The organism is Stutzerimonas azotifigens DSM 17556, assembly GCF_000425625.1.
Classification (GTDB): Bacteria; Pseudomonadota; Gammaproteobacteria; order Pseudomonadales; family Pseudomonadaceae; genus Stutzerimonas; species Stutzerimonas azotifigens.
Genome location: NZ_AUDU01000057.1, coordinates 37,976 through 59,660 on the forward strand (window position 1 = coordinate 37,976; position 21,685 = coordinate 59,660).

The window sequence follows — 21,685 nt, forward strand, 5'->3', positions numbered from 1 at the left end:
CCTCCCGCACACGAGCCGGCGCCCGGCGTGCCCTTCGGCACCGCCGCGGCGCCTTTTCCTCGGCGCTCGGCAACGTCCTTGCAGTGAGAGAGTGATTCCAATGAGCGAGAGCCAAGGGCTGCAAGGCAGCCCCAACGAATGGCCGAAGGCGGTGTTCTACGTCGCCCTGGCGTTTTCGGTCTACCAGATTGTAACTGCCGCATTCCACCCCTTTACCAGCCAGGTGCTGCGGGCCGGGCACGTCGGCTTCCTGCTGCTGCTGGTGTTCCTCTGCTACCCGGCGTTCGGCAAGAACCGCCCCTGGCAGCCGGCCGCCTGGCTGCTCGGCTTGGCCGGTATGGCCACGGCGCTGTACCAGTGGTATTTCGAGGCCGACCTGATCCAGCGTTCGGGTGACCTGACGACCGCCGACATGGTGATCGGCCTGGTGCTGATCGCGCTCGTGTTCGAGGCGGCCAGACGCGTGATGGGCATCGCCCTGCCGATCATCTGCGCGATGTTCCTGGCCTACGGGCTGCTGGGCGAATACCTGCCCGGCGACCTGGCGCACCGCGGCTACGGCTTCGACCAGATCGTCAACCAGCTGTCGTTCGGCACCGAGGGCCTCTACGGCACCCCGACCTACGTGTCGGCCACCTACATCTTCCTGTTCATTCTGTTCGGCGCCTTCCTCGAACAGGCCGGGATGATCAAACTGTTCACCGATTTCGCCATGGGCCTGTTCGGCCACAAGCTCGGCGGTCCGGCGAAGGTCTCGGTGGTTTCCTCGGCGCTGATGGGCACCATCACCGGCTCCGGCGTAGCCAACGTGGTCACCACCGGCCAGTTCACCATCCCGCTGATGAAACGCTTCGGTTACCGTCCGGCCTTCGCCGGCGGCGTCGAGGCGACCTCGAGCATGGGCAGCCAGATCATGCCGCCGGTGATGGGCGCGGTGGCCTTCATCATGGCCGAGACCATCAACGTGCCTTTCGTCGAGGTGGCCAAGGCGGCCCTGATTCCCGCGCTGCTGTACTTCGGCTCGACCTTCTGGATGGTTCACCTGGAAGCCAAGCGCGCCAACCTGCGCGGTCTGCCGAAGGACCAGTGCCCGAGCGCCTGGAACGCCGTGAAGGAACGCTGGTTCCTGCTGATCCCGCTGCTGGTGCTGGTCTACCTGCTGTTCTCGGGCCGCACGCCGATGTTCTCCGGCACCATCGGCCTGGCGCTGACCGCGATCGTGATCCTCGGCTCGGCGATCATTCTCAAGGTGTCCTCCACCGCGATGCGGATCGCCTTCTGGGTGGCGCTCGGCGTGCTCTGCGCCGGCTTCTTCCAGCTCGGCATCGGCGTCATCTTCGCCGTCATCGGCGTGCTGGTGGTGGCCTGCTGGTTCATCAAGGGCGGCCGCGACACCCTGCGCATCTGTGTGCATGCACTGGCCGAAGGGGCGCGTCATGCGGTGCCGGTGGGGATCGCCTGCGCCCTGGTCGGCGTGATCATCGGCATCGTCTCGCTGACCGGCGTGGCCTCGACCTTCGCCGGCTACATCCTGGCGATCGGCAAGGACAATCTGTTCCTGTCGCTGGTGCTGACCATGATCACCTGCCTGGTGCTGGGCATGGGCATTCCGACCATTCCCAACTACATCATCACCAGCTCCATCGCCGCTCCGGCGCTGCTGGACCTCGGCGTGCCGCTGATCGTCTCGCACATGTTCGTCTTCTACTTCGGGATCATGGCCGACCTGACACCGCCGGTGGCGCTGGCCTGCTTCGCCGCCGCGCCAATCGCCAAAGAACGCGGCCTGAAGATCAGCCTCTGGGCGGTGCGCATCGCCGTGGCGGGCTTCGTCGTGCCCTTCATGGCGGTCTACTCGCCGGCGCTGATGATGCAGGGCGACAGCTGGCTGGCGACGATCTACATGCTGGTCAAGGCGGCCTTCGCCATCGGCCTGTGGGGCGCGGTATTCACCGGCTACCTGCAGCGCAGCCTGAGTTGGTGGGAGCGCATCCTCGCCTTCGTCGCCGGTGCCAGCATGATCCTGGCCGCACCGGCGACCGATGAGGTCGGCTTCGCCCTGGGTGCGATCTTCCTCGCCCAGCACTACTGGCGCGCCCGTCGCGCCGAGCCGGCGATCGCATGATCGGCCTGTGCATGGGCTTGGCGGGGGCGGTGTGGGCGCAGTTGCCCCTGCCCGCCTTCACCCTGGCCTGGACGCACACGATCGAGAAGATCCGATGGGAAGAGGATTACCGCGTGACGCCGAGCGGGCTGCTGCTCGGCGAAGCACGGATCAAGGGTACCGGCGCCGGCATGGAAGTTCCGGATGGCGCGGTCCTGCGCGACGGATCCTGGCATTACCAGAACCAGGTTCCCCCGTTGCAACCCCTGCGGGTCGGGCGAACCCCCGAAGCCGGGGATTACCAACTGTGCTATGACCAGCGTTGTCACGCCCTGAGCGAATGGCTCGGCCCGCCAAAAGCGAGCCAGCCCGCGCTGGAACTGTGGAGCTGCTCCGTCTCGGCGGACGGCCTCGCAGGTCACACCGTCAACGGCTACCCGGCCTACGCCGGCACCGCTCGTTGACCGCCAGCCCGGGCCTGGTTCCACGTGGAACCGGCGCCCGGATCACTGGTCGCCCTCCTCCCAGCGCCCCTGGCTCTGCGTCTCGCACGCCGGCTGCAGGTAGCGCGCATCGCTCGCCACGCCGTAGTAGTGGATGTCCTGCCGATAGGGCAGATTCGACACCTGCGCATTGCGACACACCCCGAACGCCCCTTCCGGACAGGCCTCGACGAAAGTCACCTCGACCGTCTGCCCCGGCATCTCCGGCTGGCAGAAGCCGCTGCGGAACAGTTCGTCCGGGATGCTGATGTTCGACTGGCAGAGCTTTACCTCGATGCGCTCGTCATGGCTGTGCACGACGCAGGCTTCGCCGTGCGCCAGCCCGGCGGCGGAGGTCAGAAGGATCAGGGTCAGCAGGCGCGAAACGGTCATCGGGGCTCTCCGGAACGGCACACGACTCTAGCATGGCCGTGCACCGGCACCTGTGACCGCCGCCCGCGAACGGTTCCGCCGCATGGCGGTCGCCGGCTAGACTGCGGGCTTCCGCTTTCGGTGGCCGCCATGAACAATTCCGCACGCCTGACCGGCATTCCCACCCACCTGCTCGCCGGCCCGCTCGGCGCCGGCAAGACCAGCACCCTGCAGGCGCTGCTGGGCCAGCGTCCGGCCGACGAGCGCTGGGCGGTGCTGATCAACGAGTTCGGCCAGATCGGCCTGGATGCGGCCCTGCTCAGCGAACAGGCCGGCGAGGACGTGCATCTCGCCGAGGTTGCCGGCGGCTGCCTGTGCTGCGTCAACGGCACGCCCTTCCAGATCGCGCTCGGTCGCCTGCTGCGCCAGGCCCGGCCACAGCGCCTGTTCATCGAACCCTCCGGCCTCGGCCATCCACAGAGCCTGCTCGAGCAACTGCGCGCCGCGCCCTGGCGCGGGGTGCTGGCGGTGCAGCCGCTGGTGATGGTGCTCGACGCACAGGCCCTGGCCGACGAGGTACCGCTCGCGCCGAGCCAGCAGGCCACGCTGCCCGAGGCCGGGCTGCTGGTGCTGAACAAGAGCGAGGCGCTCGATGCGGCACAGCGACAGGCCCTGCTGAGCAGGCTGCCGCACACTCGGGTGTTCTGGACTCACCACGGCCGGCTGCCGCTGGTCCATTTGCCAGGCGCGGACGCTCTCCCGGGGCCGGTAGACGAGGCAGCCGTACCGGAAGCGCCTCCCGCGCTGCCGCGACTGTGGCGCGACCCGGGCGAGCCGGAGTGCCGCGCCCAGGGCACGGCGGACGGCTGGAGCATCGGCTGGCGCTGGCACCCGAGCCAGCGGTTCGACCTGGCCCGGCTCGATGCCTGGCTGGCGACGCTCGACTGGACACGCGCCAAGCTCATCGTGCAGACGGCGCAGGGCCCGCGCTCGACGAACCGGCTCGGGGCAAACGATGCGCCGTGGCGCGACAGCGAATGGCGGCGCGATTCGCGGTTCGAACTGATCTTCGCCGAGGAGCGTGACGCCGAGGCCCTGCAACGCGCCGTACAGGCCTGTCGCGAGTCGAGCTGAGACTTACTGCCCGGAGCGCCGGCGCCAGTCTTCCAGCCGGATGACCTGGCCGCGCTGTGGCTGTGGCTGTGGCTGTGGCTGTGGCTGTGGCTGTGGCTGAAAGGCTATCTCCGGCTCGGCCGGGGCCACGAACGGATGCGGCGCCAGCTCGATGCGGCCGACGTGCGAGCCGAACAGGGTGACGCTGCCGCTGTGGCGCTGCTCGCCGGTGACGGTGAACTCGAAGGCGTAGACGCGGGCGAAGCGGCGTCTGCCCTGGGCGTCGCGAACCAGCCGGTAGCGGCCGAAGGCGACGTTGCCGTCCAGCAGTTCGACCCCCTGCTGCTGGCAATGGCGTTGCACGGCGGCCAGGGCGCGCTCGCGCAGGCCGTGGCCGTGCCACAGCCAGGCCGCCGCCGCGGCGATCGACAGGAAGAGGAACAGGTTGCCAAGCGTCAACATGGTTCGAGGGTTCGACGATTCGGGAAAGGGAGCTGGCCAGCTTACTCCATCCCCGTGCCGGCGGAAGCGACATCCGATCGCAGATCGCCGACACGCCCGCCGGGTGACAGTCGACGGCCAGGCCCGCTAGCATCGCTGCATCTTCCGACAGGACCTGTCCGTGCTCGATCGACGCCTTCACCGCTGCGGCACCTGGCTGGGCCTGTTCGCCCTGTGGCTGCTGCTGGCCGGCCCGCTGCTGTCGCAGAGCCTGGCGTCGCGTCCTGGCGACGGGCACGGCCACGCCCACGCGAGCATGCCGCAGCATGCGGCGGAGCCGTCGCACCACCATGTCGCAGGGCCTTCGCACGCCCATGCCGACGAAGCGCTGTGGGCCGCCTGCGGCTACTGCACGCTGCTGTTCAGCTGCCCGGCGATCCAGCCGCCGGCGCTGCTGACCGGGCTGCCGCCGTTCGCCGGCGCCGCCCCGCCGACCCAACGGGCACAGGGCTTCCCACGTCCGGCCGCCATTCCCGGGGCGCGACCGCGGGCGCCACCGCCGACCCTCGCCTGATCGCTTTGCACGGCAGTCGCCGACCCGGCGGCTGCGATCACGCGTATTCGTCTGCGGAGCTCCCATGTCTTCGTTCTATTCGCTCGCCTGGCGCTGGCATTTCTACGCCGGGCTGTTCGTCGCACCCTTCATGATCCTGCTGGCCCTGACCGGGATCATCTACCTGTTCAAGCCGCAGCTCGACCCGCTGCTCTACGCCCACCTGATGCAGGTCGAACCGGCCGGCCAGACGCTCGACGCCGACGCCCAGCTGGCGCGCGTGCGCGAGGCCTACCCGGGAGCGAACCTGCAGCAGTACCTGCCGCCGATCGCCGCCGACCGCAGCGCGCAGTTCCTCGTCGCGCAGAACGGGCGGACGCTAGGGGTCTTCGTCGACCCCTACCGCGGCACGCTGCTCGGCACCCAGGACGCCCGCTACAACCTGCAGGCGGTGGCCCGCGCGCTGCACGGCGAGCTGATGATCGGCCCGCTCGGCGACCGCCTGATCGAGCTGGCCGCCGGCTGGGGCATCGTCCTGCTGGCCACCGGACTCTACCTCTGGTGGCCGCGCGGGCGCGGCTGGAAGGCCGTGCTCTGGCTGCGCCCGGGCAGCCGCGGCCGCGCCCTGTGGCGCCAACTGCATGGCGTGGTCGGCTTCTGGGGCGCACTCGGCCTGCTGTTCATGCTGCTCAGCGGGATGACCTGGACCGGCTTCTGGGGCCAGCAGTTCGCCGACGTCTGGAACCGCTTTCCGGCCGCCATGTGGAACGAGGTGCCGCAGTCGCAGCGGCTGGCGCGCGCGCTCAACTCGGCCGAGCGCCAGACCGTGCCCTGGGCGGTGGAGCCCACGCCGCTGCCGCGTTCCGGCGGGCATGCCGGGCACGCTGCCGGCCACGCCCACGCGCAGCCGGCGAGCGAGCCGCGCATCGGCTTGCAGCAGGTGGTCGACGCGGCCCATGCGCGCGGCGTCGCCCCCGGCTACAGCATCACGCCGCCGGCCGATGCCGAGGGCGTCTACACCGTCTCGCTGTTCGCCGACGACCCGCGCGACGACGCCACCCTGCACCTGGACCAGTACAGCGGCGCGGTGCTGGCCGAGGTGCGCTGGGCCGACTACGGGCCGGTGGCGCGTACCGTCGAGACCGGCGTGAAGCTGCACGAGGGCAAGCTGTTCGGCTGGCCCAACCAGTTGGCCATGCTGCTGGTGTGCCTGATGATCCTGTTCTCGGCGCTCAGCGGCCTGGTCATCTGGTGGCAGCGGCGGCCGCGCGGACAGCTCGGCGTGCCGCCGCTGCCGGCCGACCTGCCGCGCTGGAAGACTGGCGTCGCGGTGATGCTGGCGCTGGCGGTGGCCTTTCCGCTGGTAGGGCTCTCGCTGCTGGCGGTGGCACTCCTGGACCGGCTGCTGCTGGCGCCCTGGCGCAGGCGCGGACCGGGCGCTCCGACCCTCGGCAACCCATGAGTGACTGTGGGAAAACAGGACGCGCCGTGCAGGTGCATCCGCGGTCGAGACCGCTCCACGGGATGCCGCGGCGGACACGCAGCGGCGTAGGGTGGATGACGGCGCAGCCTCATCCACGCGTCAGGTTCGGCTCATGCATGTGCCGGGAAGCGTGGTGGAAACGCTGCGCGGTTTTCCGCCCTACGTCCGGCACGACCTCGCAGGCCTCGTTCCCCGTCGGGCCAAAAGCTCTGCGGCCAAGCCCCCACGGGGGTGCTTTCCGGAAAAGAGGGCCTTTCTGTTCAAATAATGAACAAATGGTTGCGCGACGTTCCTTTGTCTACTAATGTTGTAGACAAAGGAACAGAAAGGATCTTCCATGCCAACCGCCACCCTGCACAGGCTCACGCCCGAGCTGTCCTCCGAGGACGAGCGCCGCGACCTCGCGCGGGTCGTCGCCGCGCTCTTCGAGCGCTGGCAGCTGGACACCGAGCTGCAGATGCAATTGCTCGGCATGAGCCCCAAGAGCCGCAAGCAACTGCCCAAGTACCGCGCCGGCGAGCACCCGCTGCCCGGCAGCCGCGACACCCTGGACCGGGTCGGCTACCTGCTCGGCATCCACAAGGGCCTGCGCCTGCTGTTTCCCGAGGACGAGCAGTTGCGCTTCTCCTGGGTGCACCGGCGCAACCGCGCGCTGGAAGGCGCCACGCCGCTGGAGGTGATGGTGCGCGACGGCCTGCTCGGCATCGCCCGCGTCGCCCGCCTGGTCGACTTCCAGCGGGGTCGCTGATGGCCCTGCTGGACACCGCCTGCGACTTCTCCGGACCGGTCTATCGCAACATCGTCTCGCTGCGGGTGTCGGCCAACCTGTTCGACGACCTGGTGCCCAATGCCCGCGCCCAGGACGTCGCCAACGCCGCCGAGATGCGCGTGCGCCACGTCGGCCCCGGGGTGATCGAACGCGGCCTGGGCTACAGCGAGGCGATCGGCTATCCGTTCGAGGCCGACGCCAGTGTCGCCAGCCGCTACGGCGATGGCAGCATCCGCGTCTGGTACGGCGCGCTGGACGAGGCCACCGCGCTGGCCGAGACCTGCTACCACCAGATCCAGATGCTGCGCGACATCGAGGGCTTGGACCGGGTGGTGACGCGCTACCGCAAGGTCTGGCAGGTGCAGGCCGCCGGGCTGTTCATCGACCTGCGCGGCAAGCTCGCCGAACACCCGAAACTGGTCGCCGACGACTACGCCGCCACCCAGGCGATCGGCAAACGCCTGGCCCACGAGGGCCTACCCGGCGTGCTCTACCCCTCCGCACGCTGGCCCGGCGACTGCCTGGCGACCTTCCGCGCCGACCCGCTGAGCCAGCCATCGCAGCGCTACGACCTGACCTACCACATCGACCCGCTGGCCGGCGCGGTGACGGTCGAGCGCGAGCCCGGGCGCACCTGGTGCCGCCTGACCCTGGCCGAGCTGCACCGCTGAGAACCTGCTCAGGCCTGGGTCAGGTACCAGCGCCAGTCCTGCTCGCCGACCTCGCCCATGAACTGCCGGTATTCGGCGCGCTTGATCGCCAGGTAGACGTCGAGGAAGGCGCCGCCCAGCGTCTCGCGCGCCCAGGCCGAGTGTTCCAGCGCGCAGAGCGCGGTGTGCCAGTCGGTCGGCAGCGGCTCGCCGGCCTGCGCATAACCGTTGCCGACCACCGGCGCGCCCGGATCGAGCCCCTCGCGCAGGCCGCGCCGAACGCCCGCGAGAATGGCCGCGGCGGCCAGGTAGGGGTTGGCGTCGGCGCCGCAGATGCGGTGCTCGATGTGCCGGCTGGCGGCCGGGCCGCCGGGCACGCGGAACGACACCGTGCGGTTGTTGACGCCCCAGCTGCGTGCCAGAGGCGCATAGCTGTTGGCCTGGAAGCGGCGGAAGGAATTGGCGTTCGGGCAGAACAGCGCCAGCGAGTCGGCCAGGGTCGCCATCATCCCGCCGATCGCCTGGCGCAGCAGCGGCGTGCCGGCCGGATCCTCGCTGGCGAACAGGTTGCGCCCCTGCGCATCGGCCAGGCTGAGGTGCAGGTGCAGGCCGTTGCCGGCCAGGTCGCCGAAAGGCTTGGCCATGAAGCAGGCCTGCAGCCCGTGGGCGTTGGCCACGCCCTTGACCAGGCGCTTGTAGCGCACGCCCTCGTCCATCGCCTGCAACGCGTCGAAGCGGTGCTCGAGGGTGATCTCCAGCTGCCCCGGTGCATACTCGGAAATTGCCGTGCGCGCCGGCAGACCCTGGGCCTCGCAGGCGGCATAGAGGTCGTCGAGGAACGGCTGCAGCTGCTCCAGCTCGTAGATGCCGTAGACCTGGGTGGCATGCGGCCGCGCACCGTTCACCTGCCGCGCCGGCAGCGGCCGGCCGTGGGCGTCGCGCTCGCGGTCGAGCAGGTAGAACTCCAGCTCCACCGCCATCACCGGATACAGGCCGTCGGCCTGCAGCGCTTCGATGGCCCGCGCCAGCAGGTGCCGCGGATCGGCCACCGCCGCCGGCAGGCCATGTTCGGGGTGCATGCTGACCTGCACCTGGCCGGTCGGCTGCCGACGCCAGGGCTGCAGGCAGAGGCTGCCCGGCAGCGGGAAGGTCCAGCAGTCGGCATCGCCGACGTCCCAGACCAGCCCGGTCTCGTCGACGTCCTCGCCGTTCACGGTCAGGCCGAGAATGGTACTCGGCAGCGGCCGGCCGTGTTCGAACACCGCGCGCAGCTCGTCGCGGTGCAGCAGCTTGCCGCGCGGCACGCCGCACGGGTCGATCAGGAACAGTTCGATATGGCGCACCTCGGGGTGCGCGGCGAGGAAGGCTTCGGCCTCCCGGGGATCGGCGAATCGCATGGGGCATCCTCTGGCTGACATCGGAAACGCGGGCGCAGCCCGCGGGGAAACCGGCGTCAGCGCCCGGGTGCGATGCCGGAAGGGTAGCGGGCCATGTTCAGTCCTCGCGCGCGCCGGGCAGCGCCAGCAGTTCGCCGAGCCCTTCATCGAGGGTGGCCAGCAGGCGGTCGATGTCCGCCGCGGTGGTGTCCGGGCAGCAGAGCGTCATGTTGTGGAACGGCGTGATCAGGATGCCGCGGTTGATCAGGTACAGATGCAGGGCCATCTGCAGGCTGTCGTGGAAGGCCGCCTCGGCCTCGGCGCCATTGCGCGGCGGCCGTTCGCAGAACTGGAATTCGCAGCGCGCGCCGAGCTCGGTCACCGTCCAGCGCAGGCGGTGACGGCCTATCACCTGGCGCAGGCCCTCGGCCAGCCGCGCCGCCTGCGCGTGCATGTGGGCGTAGGCGGCATCGGTCATCACCTCTTCGAGGTTGGCGCGCATGCAGTGCATGGCCAGCGCGTTGGCCGACAGCGTGGTGCCCATGCCGCTGTGGCCGTGCCCGCCCGGCGCCTCGGCGGCATGCGCGCGGGCGATCCGCATGGCCTCGGCCATCGCCGCGCTGCAGCCGTAGACCGAACAGGGCACGCCGCCGGCGATCGGCTTGCCGAGAGTGACGAAGTCCGGCTCCAGGCCCCAGGCGCGGGTGCAGCCGCCGGGGCCGGTGGAGATGGTGTGGGTCTCGTCGACGATCAGCAGGCTGCCGTACTGCCGGGTGAGCCGGCGCAGGGCGTCGAGGTAGCCGGGCTCGGGCAGCACCATGCCGATGTTGGTCATCGCCGGTTCGCAGAGCACCGCCGCCACGTCGCCAGGGGCCAGCGCCGCCTCCAGCGCCGGCAGGTCGTTGAACGGCACCGCGCGGCTGGTCTTGGCCAGGTTGCGCGCCTGGCCGATCAGCCCGGGGCGATGCACGGTGCGGCCGTCGCGGTCGCGGACCATCACGTCGTCGACGGTGCCGTGGTAGCAGCCGTCGAACACCAGCAGCACCTTGCGCCCGGTGATCGCCCGCGCCCAGCGGATGACGAAGCGGTTGGCGTCGGTGGCGGTGGTCGCCACCTGCCAGTAGGGCAGGCCGAAGCGCGCCGCCAGCCGCTCGCCGCAGACCACCGCGTCCTCGCCCGGGAGCATGGTGGTCAGGCCGTTGCCGGCCTGCTCGGCGATAGCGCGGGCGATGGGCGCCGGCGAATGGCCGAACATGCTGCCGGTGTCGCCAAGGCAGAAGTCGAGGTAGTCGTGCCCGTCGACGTCGTGGAAGCGGTTGCCGCGGGCGCGCTCGACGAACAGCGGGACCGGCGTCGACCAGTCGCTCATCCAGTGCATCGGCACGCCGCCGAAGAGGGAACGTCGGGCCCGTTCGGCCAGGGCGACCGAACGCGGGTTGTGCTGCAGGAAGCGCTGCCGTTCGCCGGCGGCGAAGGCTTGGACGGCGGACTCGGCGATGCCACTGGCGGTCATGTTGAACGTCTCGTTCGTTTTAACGAACACATCATTGGCGTTCCGCCGGGTTCGCGCAAGTACCGCCCCGTCCGGCCGCGTTCAGCTTTCCAGCCAGACGTCGCGCGCCCAGTGCCAGACCGAATCCCAGCTCTCGTCGGTCAGCTCCTCGCTGTCGCCGTCCCAGAGCAGCACCTGGCCCTCGGCATCCACCGCGTAGTAATCGGCGCCGTCCTGGCACAGCGGCACCAGGTCGCGCGGCAGGCCGGCGTCCCAGGCGTTGGCGGCGACCTCCGGCAGGTAGGTGTGCGACTGCGGGTCGGTGACCGTGACCGGCTCGAGGCGTCCGTAGACCACGTCGCTGACCTTGAGCAGGAATTCGCGCAGATCGAACGGCAGGCCGATCAGCAGCTCCTCTTCGATCTCCACCAGCAGGTCGTCGTCCGGCAGCTCCAGCGGCACCGGCACCGGCTCGTTGCGTTCGCGCAGCTCGTCGATCACTTCTTCCATGGCATCTCCCCCATTGCGACCCGCTCACCGAATGCGGGAATGGCAGCAGCATAAGACCGGCGCCAGTCGAATGACAGCCATCTAGTTCAACGCGTCGAGCAGCGCACGGTGGAAACGTTCCGGCGCCTGGATCTGCGGCGAATGGCCGAGGTCGGGAAAGGTCACCAGGGTCGCCTCGGGTATCCGCCCGGCCACCTGCGGCGCCAGCGCCCGGTAGTTGCCGAGCGTCTTGCGCACGCCCTCGGGCGCCGCGTCCTTGCCGATCGCGGTGTTGTCCTGCTCGCCGATCAGCAGCAGCGTCGGCACCTGCAGCCGGTCGATCTCGTGGATCACCGGCTGGGTGTAGACCATGTCGTAGGTTAGCGCCGAGTTCCACGCCACGCGCTCGTGGCCAGGGCCGCGGAACAGCCCGGCCTGCATCTCGACCCAGCGGTCGTATTCGGGGCGCCACTGGCCGGCGTAATAGGTGTTCTGCTGGTAGGCGCGGATGCCCTTGGCGCTGGTTTCCAGCTCGCGGGCGTACCACTGGTCGATACTGCGGTAGGGCACGCCGAGCGCCTTCCAGTCCTCCAGGCCGATGGGATTGACCAGCACCAGCCGCTCGACCCGGTCCGGGTAGAGCAGCGCGTGCCGCACCGCCAGCATGCCGCCCATGGAGTGCCCCATCACCGAATAGCGCTCGATGCCCAGATGTTCCATCAGCGCCTGGGTGTTCATCGCCAGTTGTTGGAAACTGTACTGGTAATGGTCGGGCTTGCTCGAGCGGCAGAAGCCGATCTGGTCCGGCACCACCACCCGGTAGCCGGCCTCGACCAGCGCCCTGATGGTGCCTTCCCAGGTGGCGCCGCAGAAGTTCTTGCCGTGCAGCAGCACGAAGGTCCTGCCGCTGTCCTGGGCGGGGCGCACGTCCATGTAGCTCATCTCCAGGGTCTGGCCCTGGGTCTGGAGCGTCAGCACCCGGCTCGGATGTGGGTAGTCGAAGCCCTCCAGGCGCTCGCCGTAGCGGGCGGGCGCCTCGGCCAGGGCCTGGCCGGAGAGCGACAGCAGGATGATGGCGAGACAGCGCTTGCGCATGCGGCGACCCCCGTTTTCCTCGGTTCTGCTTCAGAGGCGCCGATCCCCTTTCGGTTCGCCGGCAGGAAGATTTTTTGTTGCCCGATGCCGCCGCCGCCAAGTGGCCAGGGCGCAGACGACACGCTAAAGTGGCCAGCCAGCCGAAACCTGCGCGTTGCCGAAGTGCCCTCCGCCGCGTCCGGCTCAGGAAGAACATTCGGCCGGAACCTGCGACCCATCCGTCGTCCGGTCTTGAAGAGGAGGCCTCGTGGCCACTGTGCAAGAGCCAGCCGCGCCGTTCGACCCTATCGCCCAGTGCGCCGATGAACCCATCCAGATTCCCGGCAGCATCCAGCCGCACGGGTTCCTGTTCGTCGTCGACGAGCCCCGGCTGACGCTCGTCCAGGTCAGTCGCAACGTCGAACAGTGGCTCGGGATCGCGGCCGAGGCGCTGCTCGGCCTCCCGCTCGGCGAGCTCGTCCCCGACCCGGAGGTAGGCGAGCGGTTGCGCCAGCTGACCGAAGGCGATCCGAATCCGTTCCACCTGCGCGACCTCAGCCTGCGGCTCGGCACCCGGCAGAGCGAGACCTTCGCGCTCATGGGCCATCGCTACGCCGGGCGGCTGATCGTCGAATTCGAGCGCGCCGGCGATCCCCGCCAGGCCTACGACGACCTCTACCCGCTGATGCGCACCTTCGTCACCCAGCTGCAGGACGCCGACGGGGTGGCGTGCCTGTGCGAGCTGGCGGTACGCGAGGTCAAGCGCATGACCGGCTTCGGCCGGGTCAAGGCCTATCGCTTCGACGCCGAGGGCAACGGGCTGGTGCTCGCCGAACAGGCCGACGACGGTTACCCGCGCTACCTGGGCCTGAGCTTTCCGGCCTCCGACATCCCGCCGCAGGCGCGCCGGCTTTACTGCGACAACCTGATCCGGATGATTCCAGACGCCAACTACCGGCCGGCAGCGCTGGTGCCACCGTCCGACCCGCGCACCGGCGCGCCGCTGGACCTGAGCTTCGCCTCGCTGCGCAGCGTGTCGCCGGTGCACCTGCAGTACATGCGCAACATGGGCACGCTGGCCTCGATGTCCATCTCCATCGTCATCGGCGGCCGCCTGTGGGGACTGATCTCCTGCCACGACGCACAGCCGCGCCAGGTCAGCTACCAGACCCGCACCGCCTGCGAACTGCTCGGCCGCGTGCTGGCCCTGCAGATCGAGGCCAAGGAGGCGCGCGCGCTCGACCGCCGCAAGCTGGAGCTGCGCCAGCAGCTGGTGCACCTGCTGGCGGCGATGGCCGACTGCGACAGCCTGGTCGAAGGCTTCAAGAGCGTCAGCGACGCCGTGCTCTCTTTCGCCCGCGCCGGCGGCGCGGCCATCATTGCCGGCGCCCAGTGCGAAACCGCGGGCGAGGTCCCGCCGATCGCGGACATCCTCGCCCTCACCCGCTGGCTCGGCGAGCGGCCCGAACAGCCCTTGTTCCACAGCGACAACCTCGCCCGCGACCTGCCGCACCTGCCGCAGCTGGCCGGGCACTCGGCCGGCGTGCTGTGCCTGTCGATCTCGCGGCTGCATCCGCACTACCTGATCTGGTTCCGCCCCGAGCGGATCAAGACCGTGCACTGGGCCGGGCAACCGGAGAAGGACCTGCGCTCCGACGGCACGCTCGGCCCGCGGCACAGCTTCGAACGCTGGCAGGAGACCGTCCGTGGCCACTCGCTGGCCTGGGAGCCGGTGGAGCTCGAACTGGCCCTGGAGCTGCGCAACGCAGTGCTCGGCATCGTCCTGCGCAAGGCCGAGGAGCTGGCCCAGCTGGCCGGCGAGCTGAAGCAGACCAACAAGGAACTGGAGGCTTTCTCCTACAGCGTCTCGCACGACCTGCGCGCGCCGCTGCGGCACATCGCCGGCTACGCCCAGCTGCTCGGCGAGCTGGAAGGCGGCAAGCTGTCCGAGCGTGGCCGGCGCTTTCTCGACAACATCGGCGATGCCGCGCGCTTCGCCGGCACCCTGGTGGACAACCTGCTGAGCTTCTCGCAGATGGGCCGCTCCGCCCTGCGCCTGTCGGACGTCAACCTCGAGGCGCTGGTCGAGTCGATTCGCCAGGAGATGGCTCCCGACCTGCAGGGCCGGCACATCGACTGGCGCCTGCAGCCGATGCCGATCGTGGTCGCCGACGCCGCCTTCATCCACCTGGCGCTGCGCAACCTGCTGTCCAACGCGGTGAAGTACACGCGCCCGCGCGAGCAGGCGGTGATCGAGATCGGCGCCGAAGAGCGTGCCAACGAGGTGATCGTCTACGTACGCGACAACGGCGTCGGCTTCAGCATGCAGTACGCCGGCAAGCTGTTCGGCGTGTTCCAGCGCCTGCACCGCATGGAGGAATTCGAAGGCACCGGCATCGGCCTGGCCAGCGTGCGGCGCATCGTCGAACGGCATGACGGGCGTGTCTGGGCCGAGGGCGAGCCGGACCGGGGTGCCACCTTCTACTTCGCGCTTCCGCGCCTGAACTATTCCGCCTCTGCCTGACCGAGAGACGTCGATGCTCAAACCCATACTGCTGGTCGAAGACAACCCCCACGATCTGGAACTGACCCTGGTGGCGCTGGAGCGCAGCCAGCTGGCCAACGAGGTGGTGGTCCTGCGCGACGGCGCCGAGGCGCTCGATTACCTGAACCGCCGCGGGGCCTATGCCGAACGGGTCGATGGCAACCCGGCGGTGATGCTGCTCGACCTCAAGCTGCCCAAGGTCGACGGGCTCGAGGTGCTCAAGGCGGTGCGCGACAGCGCCGAGCTGCGCAGCATCCCGGTGGTCATGCTCACCTCCTCGCGCGAGGAGCCCGACCTCAAGCGCGCCTACGAACTGGGCGTGAACGCCTACGTGGTCAAGCCCGTGGCCTTCCGCGACTTCGTCGCCGCCATCGCCGACCTGGGCGTGTTCTGGGCCGTGCTGAACGAGCCGCCGCCCGGTTCCCTGCGACTCGAGCGGCGCACCGGCCGCGCGGGCGACTGATCGGCGATGGCCGCCTGCACCCCGCCTATGGAAAGGTTATGACCGCATCCAGACCCATAAGCGTGCTCTTCGTCGAGGACAGCCCCCGCGATGCCGAACTGGCGCTGGTCACGCTCGAGCGCAACGGCTACCAGATCGATTCGCGGATCGTGTTCGATCGGGCAGGAATGCTCGAGGCACTGACGGAGCGGGTCTACGACCTGATCCTGGCAGACTTCATCCTGCCCGGCTTCTCCGGCGCGGAGGCGCTGCAGGAAGCCCGGCGGCTGGCGCCGCACACGCCCTTCATCTTCCTTTCCGGGGTGTTCGGCGAAGAGCATGCGGTGAGCATGATGCGCTCCGGCGCTATCGACTATGTGCTAAAGCACAACCTCGGCTTCCTGCCCAAGGCGGTCGACCGGGCGCTGGCCGAGGTGCGCGAACGCCACGGCCGGCAGCGCGCCGAGCAGGCGCTGCAGGAAGTCGAGGTGCGTGCCCGCCTGGCGATCGACGCCGCGCGCCTGGGCATGTGGGACTACGAGCCGCCAAGCGGCACGCTGGTGTTCGATCAGCGCTGCAAGACGATGTTCGGGCTGCCCGCAGACCTGCCGGTGACCATCGCCGGTTTCGAGGAACGCTGCCATCCGGCGGACAAGCAGCGCCTGCGCGACGACGTGGGGCGCGCCATCAGCTCGCCGAGCGAGCGCGAGTTCAGCGCCGAGTACCGCATCGTCCTGCCCGACGGCCAGCTGCGCTGGGTGGAGATCCGCGGCGAGGCCTTCTTCGAGGACGAGCGCTGCAAGCGCTTCATCGGCGTGGCGATGGACATCACCTCGCAGAAGCTCGCCACCGAATCACTGGAGCGGCTCAACGAAGCGCTCGGCGAGCGCGTCCAGGAGCGCACCCGCGAGCGCGACCGCACCTGGGAACTGTCGCGCGACCTGCTGGCGGTGATCCGTTTCGACGGCCGCCCCGCCGCTCTCAACCCGGCCTGGGAAGCCACCCTCGGCTGGCCGTGCGAGGAGCTGATGCAGGGCCCGCTGTGGGAGCGGGCCCATCCGGACGACCTTGCCGCCACGCTCGAGGAGCAGGACAGCCTCCGCGAAGGCCGGGTCACCCACCGCTTCGTCAACCGCATGCGGCACCGCGACGGCAGCTACCACTGGCTGTCCTGGACCGCGGTGCCGGACAACAACGTCATCTATGCCGCGGCGCGCGACATCACCAGCGAGATCGCCGCGATCGACAAGCTGGCCAACGCCAACCGCCAGCTCACCGAGCAGATCAAGGAACGCGAGCGGGTCGAGGCGACCCTGCAGCAGATGCAGCGGCTCGAGGCGGTCGGCCAGCTCACCGCCGGGGTCGCCCACGATTTCAACAATCTGCTGACGGTGATCCTCACCAGCACCAGCTTCCTCACCCGCGACCTGCAGCAGCTGCCGGTGCCGGGCAAGCTGCTGCAGCGCCTGCAGGGCATCCGCGAGGCCGGCGAGCGCGGCGCCAAGCTGACCGGCCAGCTACTGGCCTTCGCCCGCCGCCAGCAGCTGGCGCCCAAGCCGGTCGACCTGAACGACACCGTGGTCGGCATGCTCGACCTGCTGCAGAGCACCCTCGGCGGCAGCGTGACCATCGAGACGGACACCGCCTGCGGCCTCTGGCATGCGCTGGTGGATCCGACCCAGATCGAGCTGATCATCCTCAACCTGGCGATCAACGCGCGCGACGCCATGGAGGTCGGCGGCCGGCTGGTGGTCGGCACCGCCAACGTGGTGGTCGACCGGCCGCCGCTGCGCGCCGAGGACCCGGAGCCCGGCGAGTACGTGATGCTGTCGGTGAAGGACACCGGCAGCGGCATGGACCCGGAAGTGCTGGAAAAGGCCTTCGAACCCTTCTTCACCACCAAGGAAGTGGGCAAGGGCTCCGGGCTGGGGCTGGCCCAGGTGTTCGGCTTCGCCAAGCAGTCCGGCGGCGGCGCGCGTATCGAGACGGCGCTCGGCGTCGGCACCACCGTGATGGTGTTCCTGCCGCGCGTGCAGCCGCCGGAAGCGGCGCCGGCCCGGCAGCAGCCGGGGCTGGCCGCGGCCATGGCCGGCGAGCAGCGCAGCGTGCTGCTGGTCGACGACGACCACAGCGTGCGCGAGGTGACCTGCGCCATGCTGCAGGACCTCGGCTTCGCGGTGGTGGAGGCCGACAGCGGCGAGCGGGCGCTGGCCCTGCTCGAGCGGCACGAGGTCGACCTGCTGCTCGCCGACTTCGCCATGCCCGGCATGAACGGCGGCGAGCTGGCCCGCGCGGTGCGCGTCCGCCATCCCGGCCTGCCGGTGGTATTCATCACCGGCTATGCGGAACTCCAGGACCTGGGCATGGACGGCACGCCGATCGTCCAGAAGCCGTTCCGCGAAGAAGATCTGCTGCAGCAGTTGCTCGCCGCGCTCAACGAAAGCAGCCCCGCATGAGCCTGCGCCAGTGGCTGAGGCAGGCCAGCGGGCCGCTGCATGCGCGGGTCGACGAGGCCTTCGGCGCCTTCGCCCTCGACAGCCGCGAGGGTTACCGGCGTTTCCTGCGCGCCCACGGCCGGGCGCTCGGTACGCTGGAGCCGGCCCTGGAAGCGGCCGGCGTCGACCGGCTGCTGGCCGACTGGCCGCAGCGCCGGCGGCGCATGGCCTTGCGGGACGACCTGGCGCAGCTCGGCGAACCGATGCCGGCTCCGCTGGCCGCCCCGGCGATCGGCGGCGAGGCCTGGTGCTGGGGCGCGGTCTACGTGCTGGAAGGCTCGCGACTCGGCGCACGCGTGCTGACCGCCCGGGTACGCCCGGCCGAACCGCTCGGCTACCTCGGCCACGGCGCCGGCCAGCCGCTCTGGCCGGGCTTCCTGCAGGCCCTGGAAAGCGGTGCGCAGGCGCTCGACCCGGCGCAGCTGCAGGCCGGTGCCGAGGCCGCGTTCGCGCTCTTCCTGCAGGCGGCCGAGGCCGAGCGGGCAGCCTGACCTGCGCGGGCCGCCGTGGACGCGGCGGTCGCCCAGCCGATGGTCGGTTGCGCACCCGGCGCACGAGACGCCGGCGACCCCGTCTAAACGCAAAAATGGCTAACAGGAGGTGGACATGCTCGAGCCGCTCGAGGCCCAGCCACTCCCCGGCCTGCTGTGGCTGCCGGACGCCCCGGCGCCGGCCGGCGGCTGGCCGCTGATCGTCTTCCTGCACGGCTACGACGAAGCCGCCCCGGCACCGCTCGAACAGGCGCTGACCCGACACGGTCCACTGCATCCGGGAAACCCGCCGGCGGTACGCCGTGATTTCATCCTGGTCGCCCCGCAGCTGCCGCAGGCCGGCGACCACTGGCTGCGTTTCGACGCCGCGCTGCTGCAGATCCTCGAATGGGTGCTGGCCGCGCATCCGGCCGACCCGGCGCGCTGCTACCTGTCGGGCTTCAGCTTCGGCGGCAACGGCGTGTTCGACCTGGGCATCGCCCATCCGCGCCGCTGGGCCGCGCTCTGGTCGGTCGACCCGACGCGGCTGCCGCGCAGCCCCGTCGTCACCCCGCTCTGGCTGTCGATCGGCCAGGTGGCACGGCGGCTGGAGATGCGCTTCATCGAGTCACTGGAGCTGAGCCCCGCGGGCAGCGAGCCGCAGGGCGAACGCCTGTACCTCGACGAGGGCGCCGACCACGTCGGCTCGGCACGCCTGGCCTACCGCGACCCGCGCATCTACGCCTGGCTGCTGGCGCACCGCCGCGGCGACTTCGGCTAGGCGCTCCCGGCGAAGCGGATCGATCCTTGCAGCGCCGCAGCGTTCCACCGTTCGAGAGCACCATCATGGCCACACGACGACTGCCCGCGACCCTGCGCTTCCTGTCCGCCGCCCGGCGCAGCGAACTGCAGGGGCTGGAGGACCTGGTGCGCACCTGCGAACTGGTCACCGACATCAGCCGCCTGGTGCACGCCCTGCAGAAGGAGCGCGGCTACTCGAACATCTACCTCAGCGGCACCGCGCCGCAGCATCGCCAGCAGCTCGATCAGCTGAGCCACGAAGTCGGGGGGCTGGAACGGCGCGTGCGCGAGGGCTTCGAGCGCATCGAGCCGGACAACCTCGGCGCGGCGGAAAAGACCCGCCTGTTCACCCGGATCGCCTATGCGCTGCACGGCCTCGACGAACTGCCGGCGCTGCGCCGGCGCATCCGCGACCACCGGATCGATATGCAGGACGCCATCGCGGTCTTCATCAGGCTGATCGGCAGCCTGCTGGCGGTGGTGTTCGAGGCCGCCGACACCGCCGGCGAGCCGGACATCACCCGCAGCCTGGTGGCGCTGTTCAACTTCATGCAGGGCAAGGAGCTGGCCGGCCAGGAGCGCGCCCTCGGGGTCGCGGGCTTTGCCAGCGGCTACTTCGAGCCGGCGCTGCTGGAGCGGCTCGAGCGGCTGCTTGAGGGGCAGGAACGCTGCTTCGACATCTTCAGCCGCTTCTGCGGCCCGGATGCGCTGGGGCGCTGGCAGGCGTTCTGCATCAGCGACGCCAACGTCCAGGCCTGCCGCCTGCGCGAGGTCGCCCGGCGCACCAGCGCCGGCGCCGCGGTCGACCCGCACCTGTGCGAGCTCTGGTTCGACCTGCACACTGCCCGCATCGACCTGATGCAGCAGGTCGAGCAGCAGCTGGAGCAGGACCTGCTCGACCGCTGCCGCGAGAGCAGCGAGCGGATCCGTACCGAGCTGCACAACCACCGCCTGCTGCTCGACCGCCTGGCCGACATGCATGCCGCCGCCGAGCAGGCCAAGCTGTTCGACGTGCATGTCAGCGACCTCGACGCCACGCCGCAGGACGGCATGACCGCCCGGGTGGCGCGCTCGACCCTGGAGCTGCTGCAGAGCCAGAGCCAGCGCGTGCAGGGGCTGAGCGAGGAACTGCGCGAGGCGCGCCAGGCGCTGAACGAACGCAAGCGAGTGGAGCAGGCCAAGCAGCAGCTGATGAAGCAGCAGGGACTGAGCGAGAGCGAGGCCTACGCCTGGCTGCGACAGTCGGCGATGAACCAGGGCCTGAGCCTGGCCGCGGTCGCCGAGCGGCTGCTGGCCATCACCGGTGAAGTGGAGCGCAGCAGCAAGCCACGGCCGCCGCGCCCGCGCAGCAAGCACTGAAAGCGAGCATGCGGGGATTCTGATCGGTAGCGAGCGCACTAGAAATGCGCAACCGCCCTGACCTTGGAACCAACGAGGAGGAGCCCTCGAAGTCGATTCCTAAGGTGTTGCAGCGGCGCTGGTCTCGAACCATCCATCCGTTCGCAGGGTGCCTACAGGCCCCTATAGGGTGAGCGATGCTATAGTTCCGGCTTGATTTGCTGAGTTTTGCACGGATGCGATTAAGGGAACTACGCATGGCGATCTACACAACGGGCTATGAAGGGCTGAGCATCGACGCCTTCATTACGCGCCTCAAGCAGGCTCAGATCGACAAGGTCCTGGATGTTCGGGAATACCCACTTTCCCGCAAGCCAGGCTTCTCCAAGAAGGCATTCGCAGAGTGCCTGGCCGCTGCAGGGATCACCTACGAGCACTGCCCCCCGCTGGGCTGCCCCAAGCCCATTCGCAATCGCTACAAGGACGACGGTGACTGGACCGTTTATGCCCGCGACTTCAGGGCATACATTCGGACTCGGACCGACCTGCTGCAGAGCCTGGTCGCGGAAGCTGCCGAGCAACGCATCTGTATGGTCTGCTACGAGGCAGATCCGAATTTCTGCCACCGCAGTCTGATTGCCGAAGCAGCGCGCGAACTGGACGCGACACTGGAGACCCGGCACCTGCCCCTCAAAATAGAGACATTTGCTGATCTGCTCCGGGCTGTCGCTTAGGCGGGTAAATCAGGCTGATGATTAGCCATTGATGGGGAAAGCGATGGATCGTACCCATCAGAAGCATCAGGTCCTTGCCAGGTAACTCAACCTCGAGTTTCTGCCTGAACGGTGCCTCCCAGCCCTCGGGACCGTGAGTGCGCCGCAGATTGCGATACAGCTGGTTCGCCTCCCAATCCACGATTTTGTGGGTGTGGACCTTTATCCCTCCTTCGCCCCTGCACTCGTAGGTGTAGTAGAAGTCGTAGGGCACCTTTTCCAAGCGCTTCAAGCTGGATTTGATTTCCTCCTGCTCGAATAGCCCTGGTTGGCGTTGCAGCTTTTCGAGTTTTTCCAGCTCCTCATCGGTCCAATTTTCCGAGGAGGCTTTCCGAATGTTGAGGGCGGTGATGCGCCCCGGCCTGATCAACCCCAAGGTCTGTGGTGGTCAAATAATTTCGGACACTGCGATAGGTTGTATGG

General features: G+C 69.3%; 21 protein-coding genes. 14 read left to right on the plus strand and 7 right to left on the minus strand.

All coding sequences use genetic code 11. From position 1 onward, the window contains the following. Nucleotides 1-100: 100 nt before the first annotated feature. Nucleotides 101-2,125, plus strand: coding sequence for a TRAP transporter permease (locus H610_RS0106380; RefSeq protein ID WP_028238913.1), 2,025 nt, complete (start codon nt 101-103; stop codon nt 2,123-2,125). After that, nucleotides 2,122-2,568, plus strand: coding sequence for a DUF1850 domain-containing protein (locus H610_RS23335; RefSeq protein WP_051231536.1), 447 nt, complete (start codon nt 2,122-2,124; stop codon nt 2,566-2,568). Before H610_RS0106380 ends, H610_RS23335 begins: the two co-directional genes overlap by 4 nt. A gap of 42 nt (nt 2,569-2,610) precedes the next feature. Here H610_RS23335 and H610_RS0106390 read toward each other — a convergent pair whose 3' ends face one another. Further along, a complete protein-coding gene (locus H610_RS0106390; protein WP_028238914.1) occupies nt 2,611-2,979 on the minus strand; it encodes a hypothetical protein in 369 nt (122 codons plus the stop codon). A gap of 129 nt (nt 2,980-3,108) precedes the next feature. On the opposite strand from H610_RS0106390, the gene H610_RS0106395 reads away from it, so the two are divergent. After that, nucleotides 3,109-4,092 carry a CobW family GTP-binding protein gene (locus H610_RS0106395; RefSeq protein ID WP_028238915.1) on the plus strand — a complete coding sequence of 328 codons (984 nt, stop codon included), beginning with the start codon at nt 3,109-3,111 and terminating at the stop codon, nt 4,090-4,092. Between the two features lie 3 nt (nt 4,093-4,095). Here H610_RS0106395 and H610_RS0106400 read toward each other — a convergent pair whose 3' ends face one another. After that, complete coding sequence (locus tag H610_RS0106400; RefSeq protein WP_028238916.1) at nt 4,096-4,533, minus strand: DUF3301 domain-containing protein; 438 nt, start codon at nt 4,531-4,533, stop codon at nt 4,096-4,098. A 160-nt stretch (nt 4,534-4,693) separates the two neighbouring features. On the opposite strand from H610_RS0106400, the gene H610_RS0106405 reads away from it, so the two are divergent. From H610_RS0106405 to H610_RS23340, 4 genes are all read left to right on the plus strand, one after another. After that, nucleotides 4,694-5,086 carry a DUF2946 domain-containing protein gene (locus H610_RS0106405; protein WP_028238917.1) on the plus strand — a complete coding sequence of 131 codons (393 nt, stop codon included), beginning with the start codon at nt 4,694-4,696 and terminating at the stop codon, nt 5,084-5,086. Nucleotides 5,087-5,150: 64 nt separating this feature from the next. Then, complete coding sequence (locus H610_RS0106410) at nt 5,151-6,527, plus strand: PepSY-associated TM helix domain-containing protein (RefSeq protein ID WP_028238918.1); 1,377 nt, start codon at nt 5,151-5,153, stop codon at nt 6,525-6,527. A 358-nt stretch (nt 6,528-6,885) separates the two neighbouring features. Next, on the plus strand, nt 6,886-7,296 hold the full coding sequence (locus tag H610_RS0106415; protein WP_043237795.1) for an MbcA/ParS/Xre antitoxin family protein: 411 nt from the start codon (nt 6,886-6,888) through the stop codon (nt 7,294-7,296). Continuing rightward, the gene (locus H610_RS23340; RefSeq protein WP_051231538.1) at nt 7,296-7,988 is read left to right on the plus strand and encodes an RES family NAD+ phosphorylase; all 693 of its coding nucleotides are present in this window, start codon (nt 7,296-7,298) and stop codon (nt 7,986-7,988) included. The genes H610_RS0106415 and H610_RS23340 overlap by 1 nt, the downstream gene beginning before the upstream one ends. Nucleotides 7,989-7,996: 8 nt before the next feature. Here H610_RS23340 and H610_RS0106425 read toward each other — a convergent pair whose 3' ends face one another. The 4 genes from H610_RS0106425 to H610_RS0106440 all read right to left on the minus strand — a co-directional run bounded on the left by H610_RS0106425 (nt 7,997) and on the right by H610_RS0106440 (nt 12,419). Beyond that, on the minus strand, nt 7,997-9,364 hold the full coding sequence (locus H610_RS0106425; protein ID WP_028238920.1) for a glutamine synthetase family protein: 1,368 nt from the start codon (nt 9,362-9,364) through the stop codon (nt 7,997-7,999). Between the two features lie 97 nt (nt 9,365-9,461). Then, the gene (locus tag H610_RS0106430; RefSeq protein ID WP_028238921.1) at nt 9,462-10,856 is read right to left on the minus strand and encodes an aspartate aminotransferase family protein; all 1,395 of its coding nucleotides are present in this window, start codon (nt 10,854-10,856) and stop codon (nt 9,462-9,464) included. A gap of 81 nt (nt 10,857-10,937) precedes the next feature. Beyond that, the gene (locus tag H610_RS0106435) at nt 10,938-11,345 is read right to left on the minus strand and encodes an SMI1/KNR4 family protein (protein ID WP_028238922.1); all 408 of its coding nucleotides are present in this window, start codon (nt 11,343-11,345) and stop codon (nt 10,938-10,940) included. Nucleotides 11,346-11,426: 81 nt separating this feature from the next. After that, nucleotides 11,427-12,419, minus strand: coding sequence for an alpha/beta fold hydrolase (locus H610_RS0106440; protein ID WP_028238923.1), 993 nt, complete (start codon nt 12,417-12,419; stop codon nt 11,427-11,429). 247 nt (nt 12,420-12,666) lie between these two features. Between H610_RS0106440 and H610_RS0106445 the strand changes: the two genes are divergently transcribed. From H610_RS0106445 to H610_RS0106475, 7 genes are all read left to right on the plus strand, one after another. Further along, on the plus strand, nt 12,667-14,922 hold the full coding sequence (locus H610_RS0106445) for an ATP-binding protein (protein WP_408054990.1): 2,256 nt from the start codon (nt 12,667-12,669) through the stop codon (nt 14,920-14,922). Between the two features lie 13 nt (nt 14,923-14,935). Then, the gene (locus H610_RS0106450; RefSeq protein WP_028238925.1) at nt 14,936-15,406 is read left to right on the plus strand and encodes a response regulator; all 471 of its coding nucleotides are present in this window, start codon (nt 14,936-14,938) and stop codon (nt 15,404-15,406) included. Nucleotides 15,407-15,444: 38 nt separating this feature from the next. Further along, complete coding sequence (locus H610_RS0106455; protein ID WP_028238926.1) at nt 15,445-17,841, plus strand: hybrid sensor histidine kinase/response regulator; 2,397 nt, start codon at nt 15,445-15,447, stop codon at nt 17,839-17,841. Then, a complete protein-coding gene (locus H610_RS0106460) occupies nt 17,838-18,371 on the plus strand; it encodes a biliverdin-producing heme oxygenase (protein WP_028238927.1) in 534 nt (177 codons plus the stop codon). Before H610_RS0106455 ends, H610_RS0106460 begins: the two co-directional genes overlap by 4 nt. A 115-nt stretch (nt 18,372-18,486) precedes the next feature. Continuing rightward, nucleotides 18,487-19,131, plus strand: coding sequence for a carboxylesterase family protein (locus H610_RS24525; RefSeq protein WP_051231540.1), 645 nt, complete (start codon nt 18,487-18,489; stop codon nt 19,129-19,131). 65 nt (nt 19,132-19,196) lie between these two features. Then, entirely contained in the window at nt 19,197-20,510 is a 1,314-nt protein-coding gene (locus H610_RS0106470; RefSeq protein WP_043237815.1) for a nitrate regulatory protein, read from the plus strand. 236 nt (nt 20,511-20,746) lie between these two features. Beyond that, on the plus strand, nt 20,747-21,223 hold the full coding sequence (locus H610_RS0106475; protein ID WP_028238929.1) for a DUF488 domain-containing protein: 477 nt from the start codon (nt 20,747-20,749) through the stop codon (nt 21,221-21,223). On the opposite strand, the gene H610_RS24735 is transcribed toward H610_RS0106475, so the two are convergent. Continuing rightward, nucleotides 21,180-21,638, minus strand: a complete 459-nt coding sequence (locus H610_RS24735; protein WP_201768352.1) for a hypothetical protein — start codon at nt 21,636-21,638, stop codon at nt 21,180-21,182. The two genes, H610_RS0106475 and H610_RS24735, sit on opposite strands and share 44 nt — an antisense overlap. Nucleotides 21,639-21,685 lie beyond the last annotated feature (47 nt).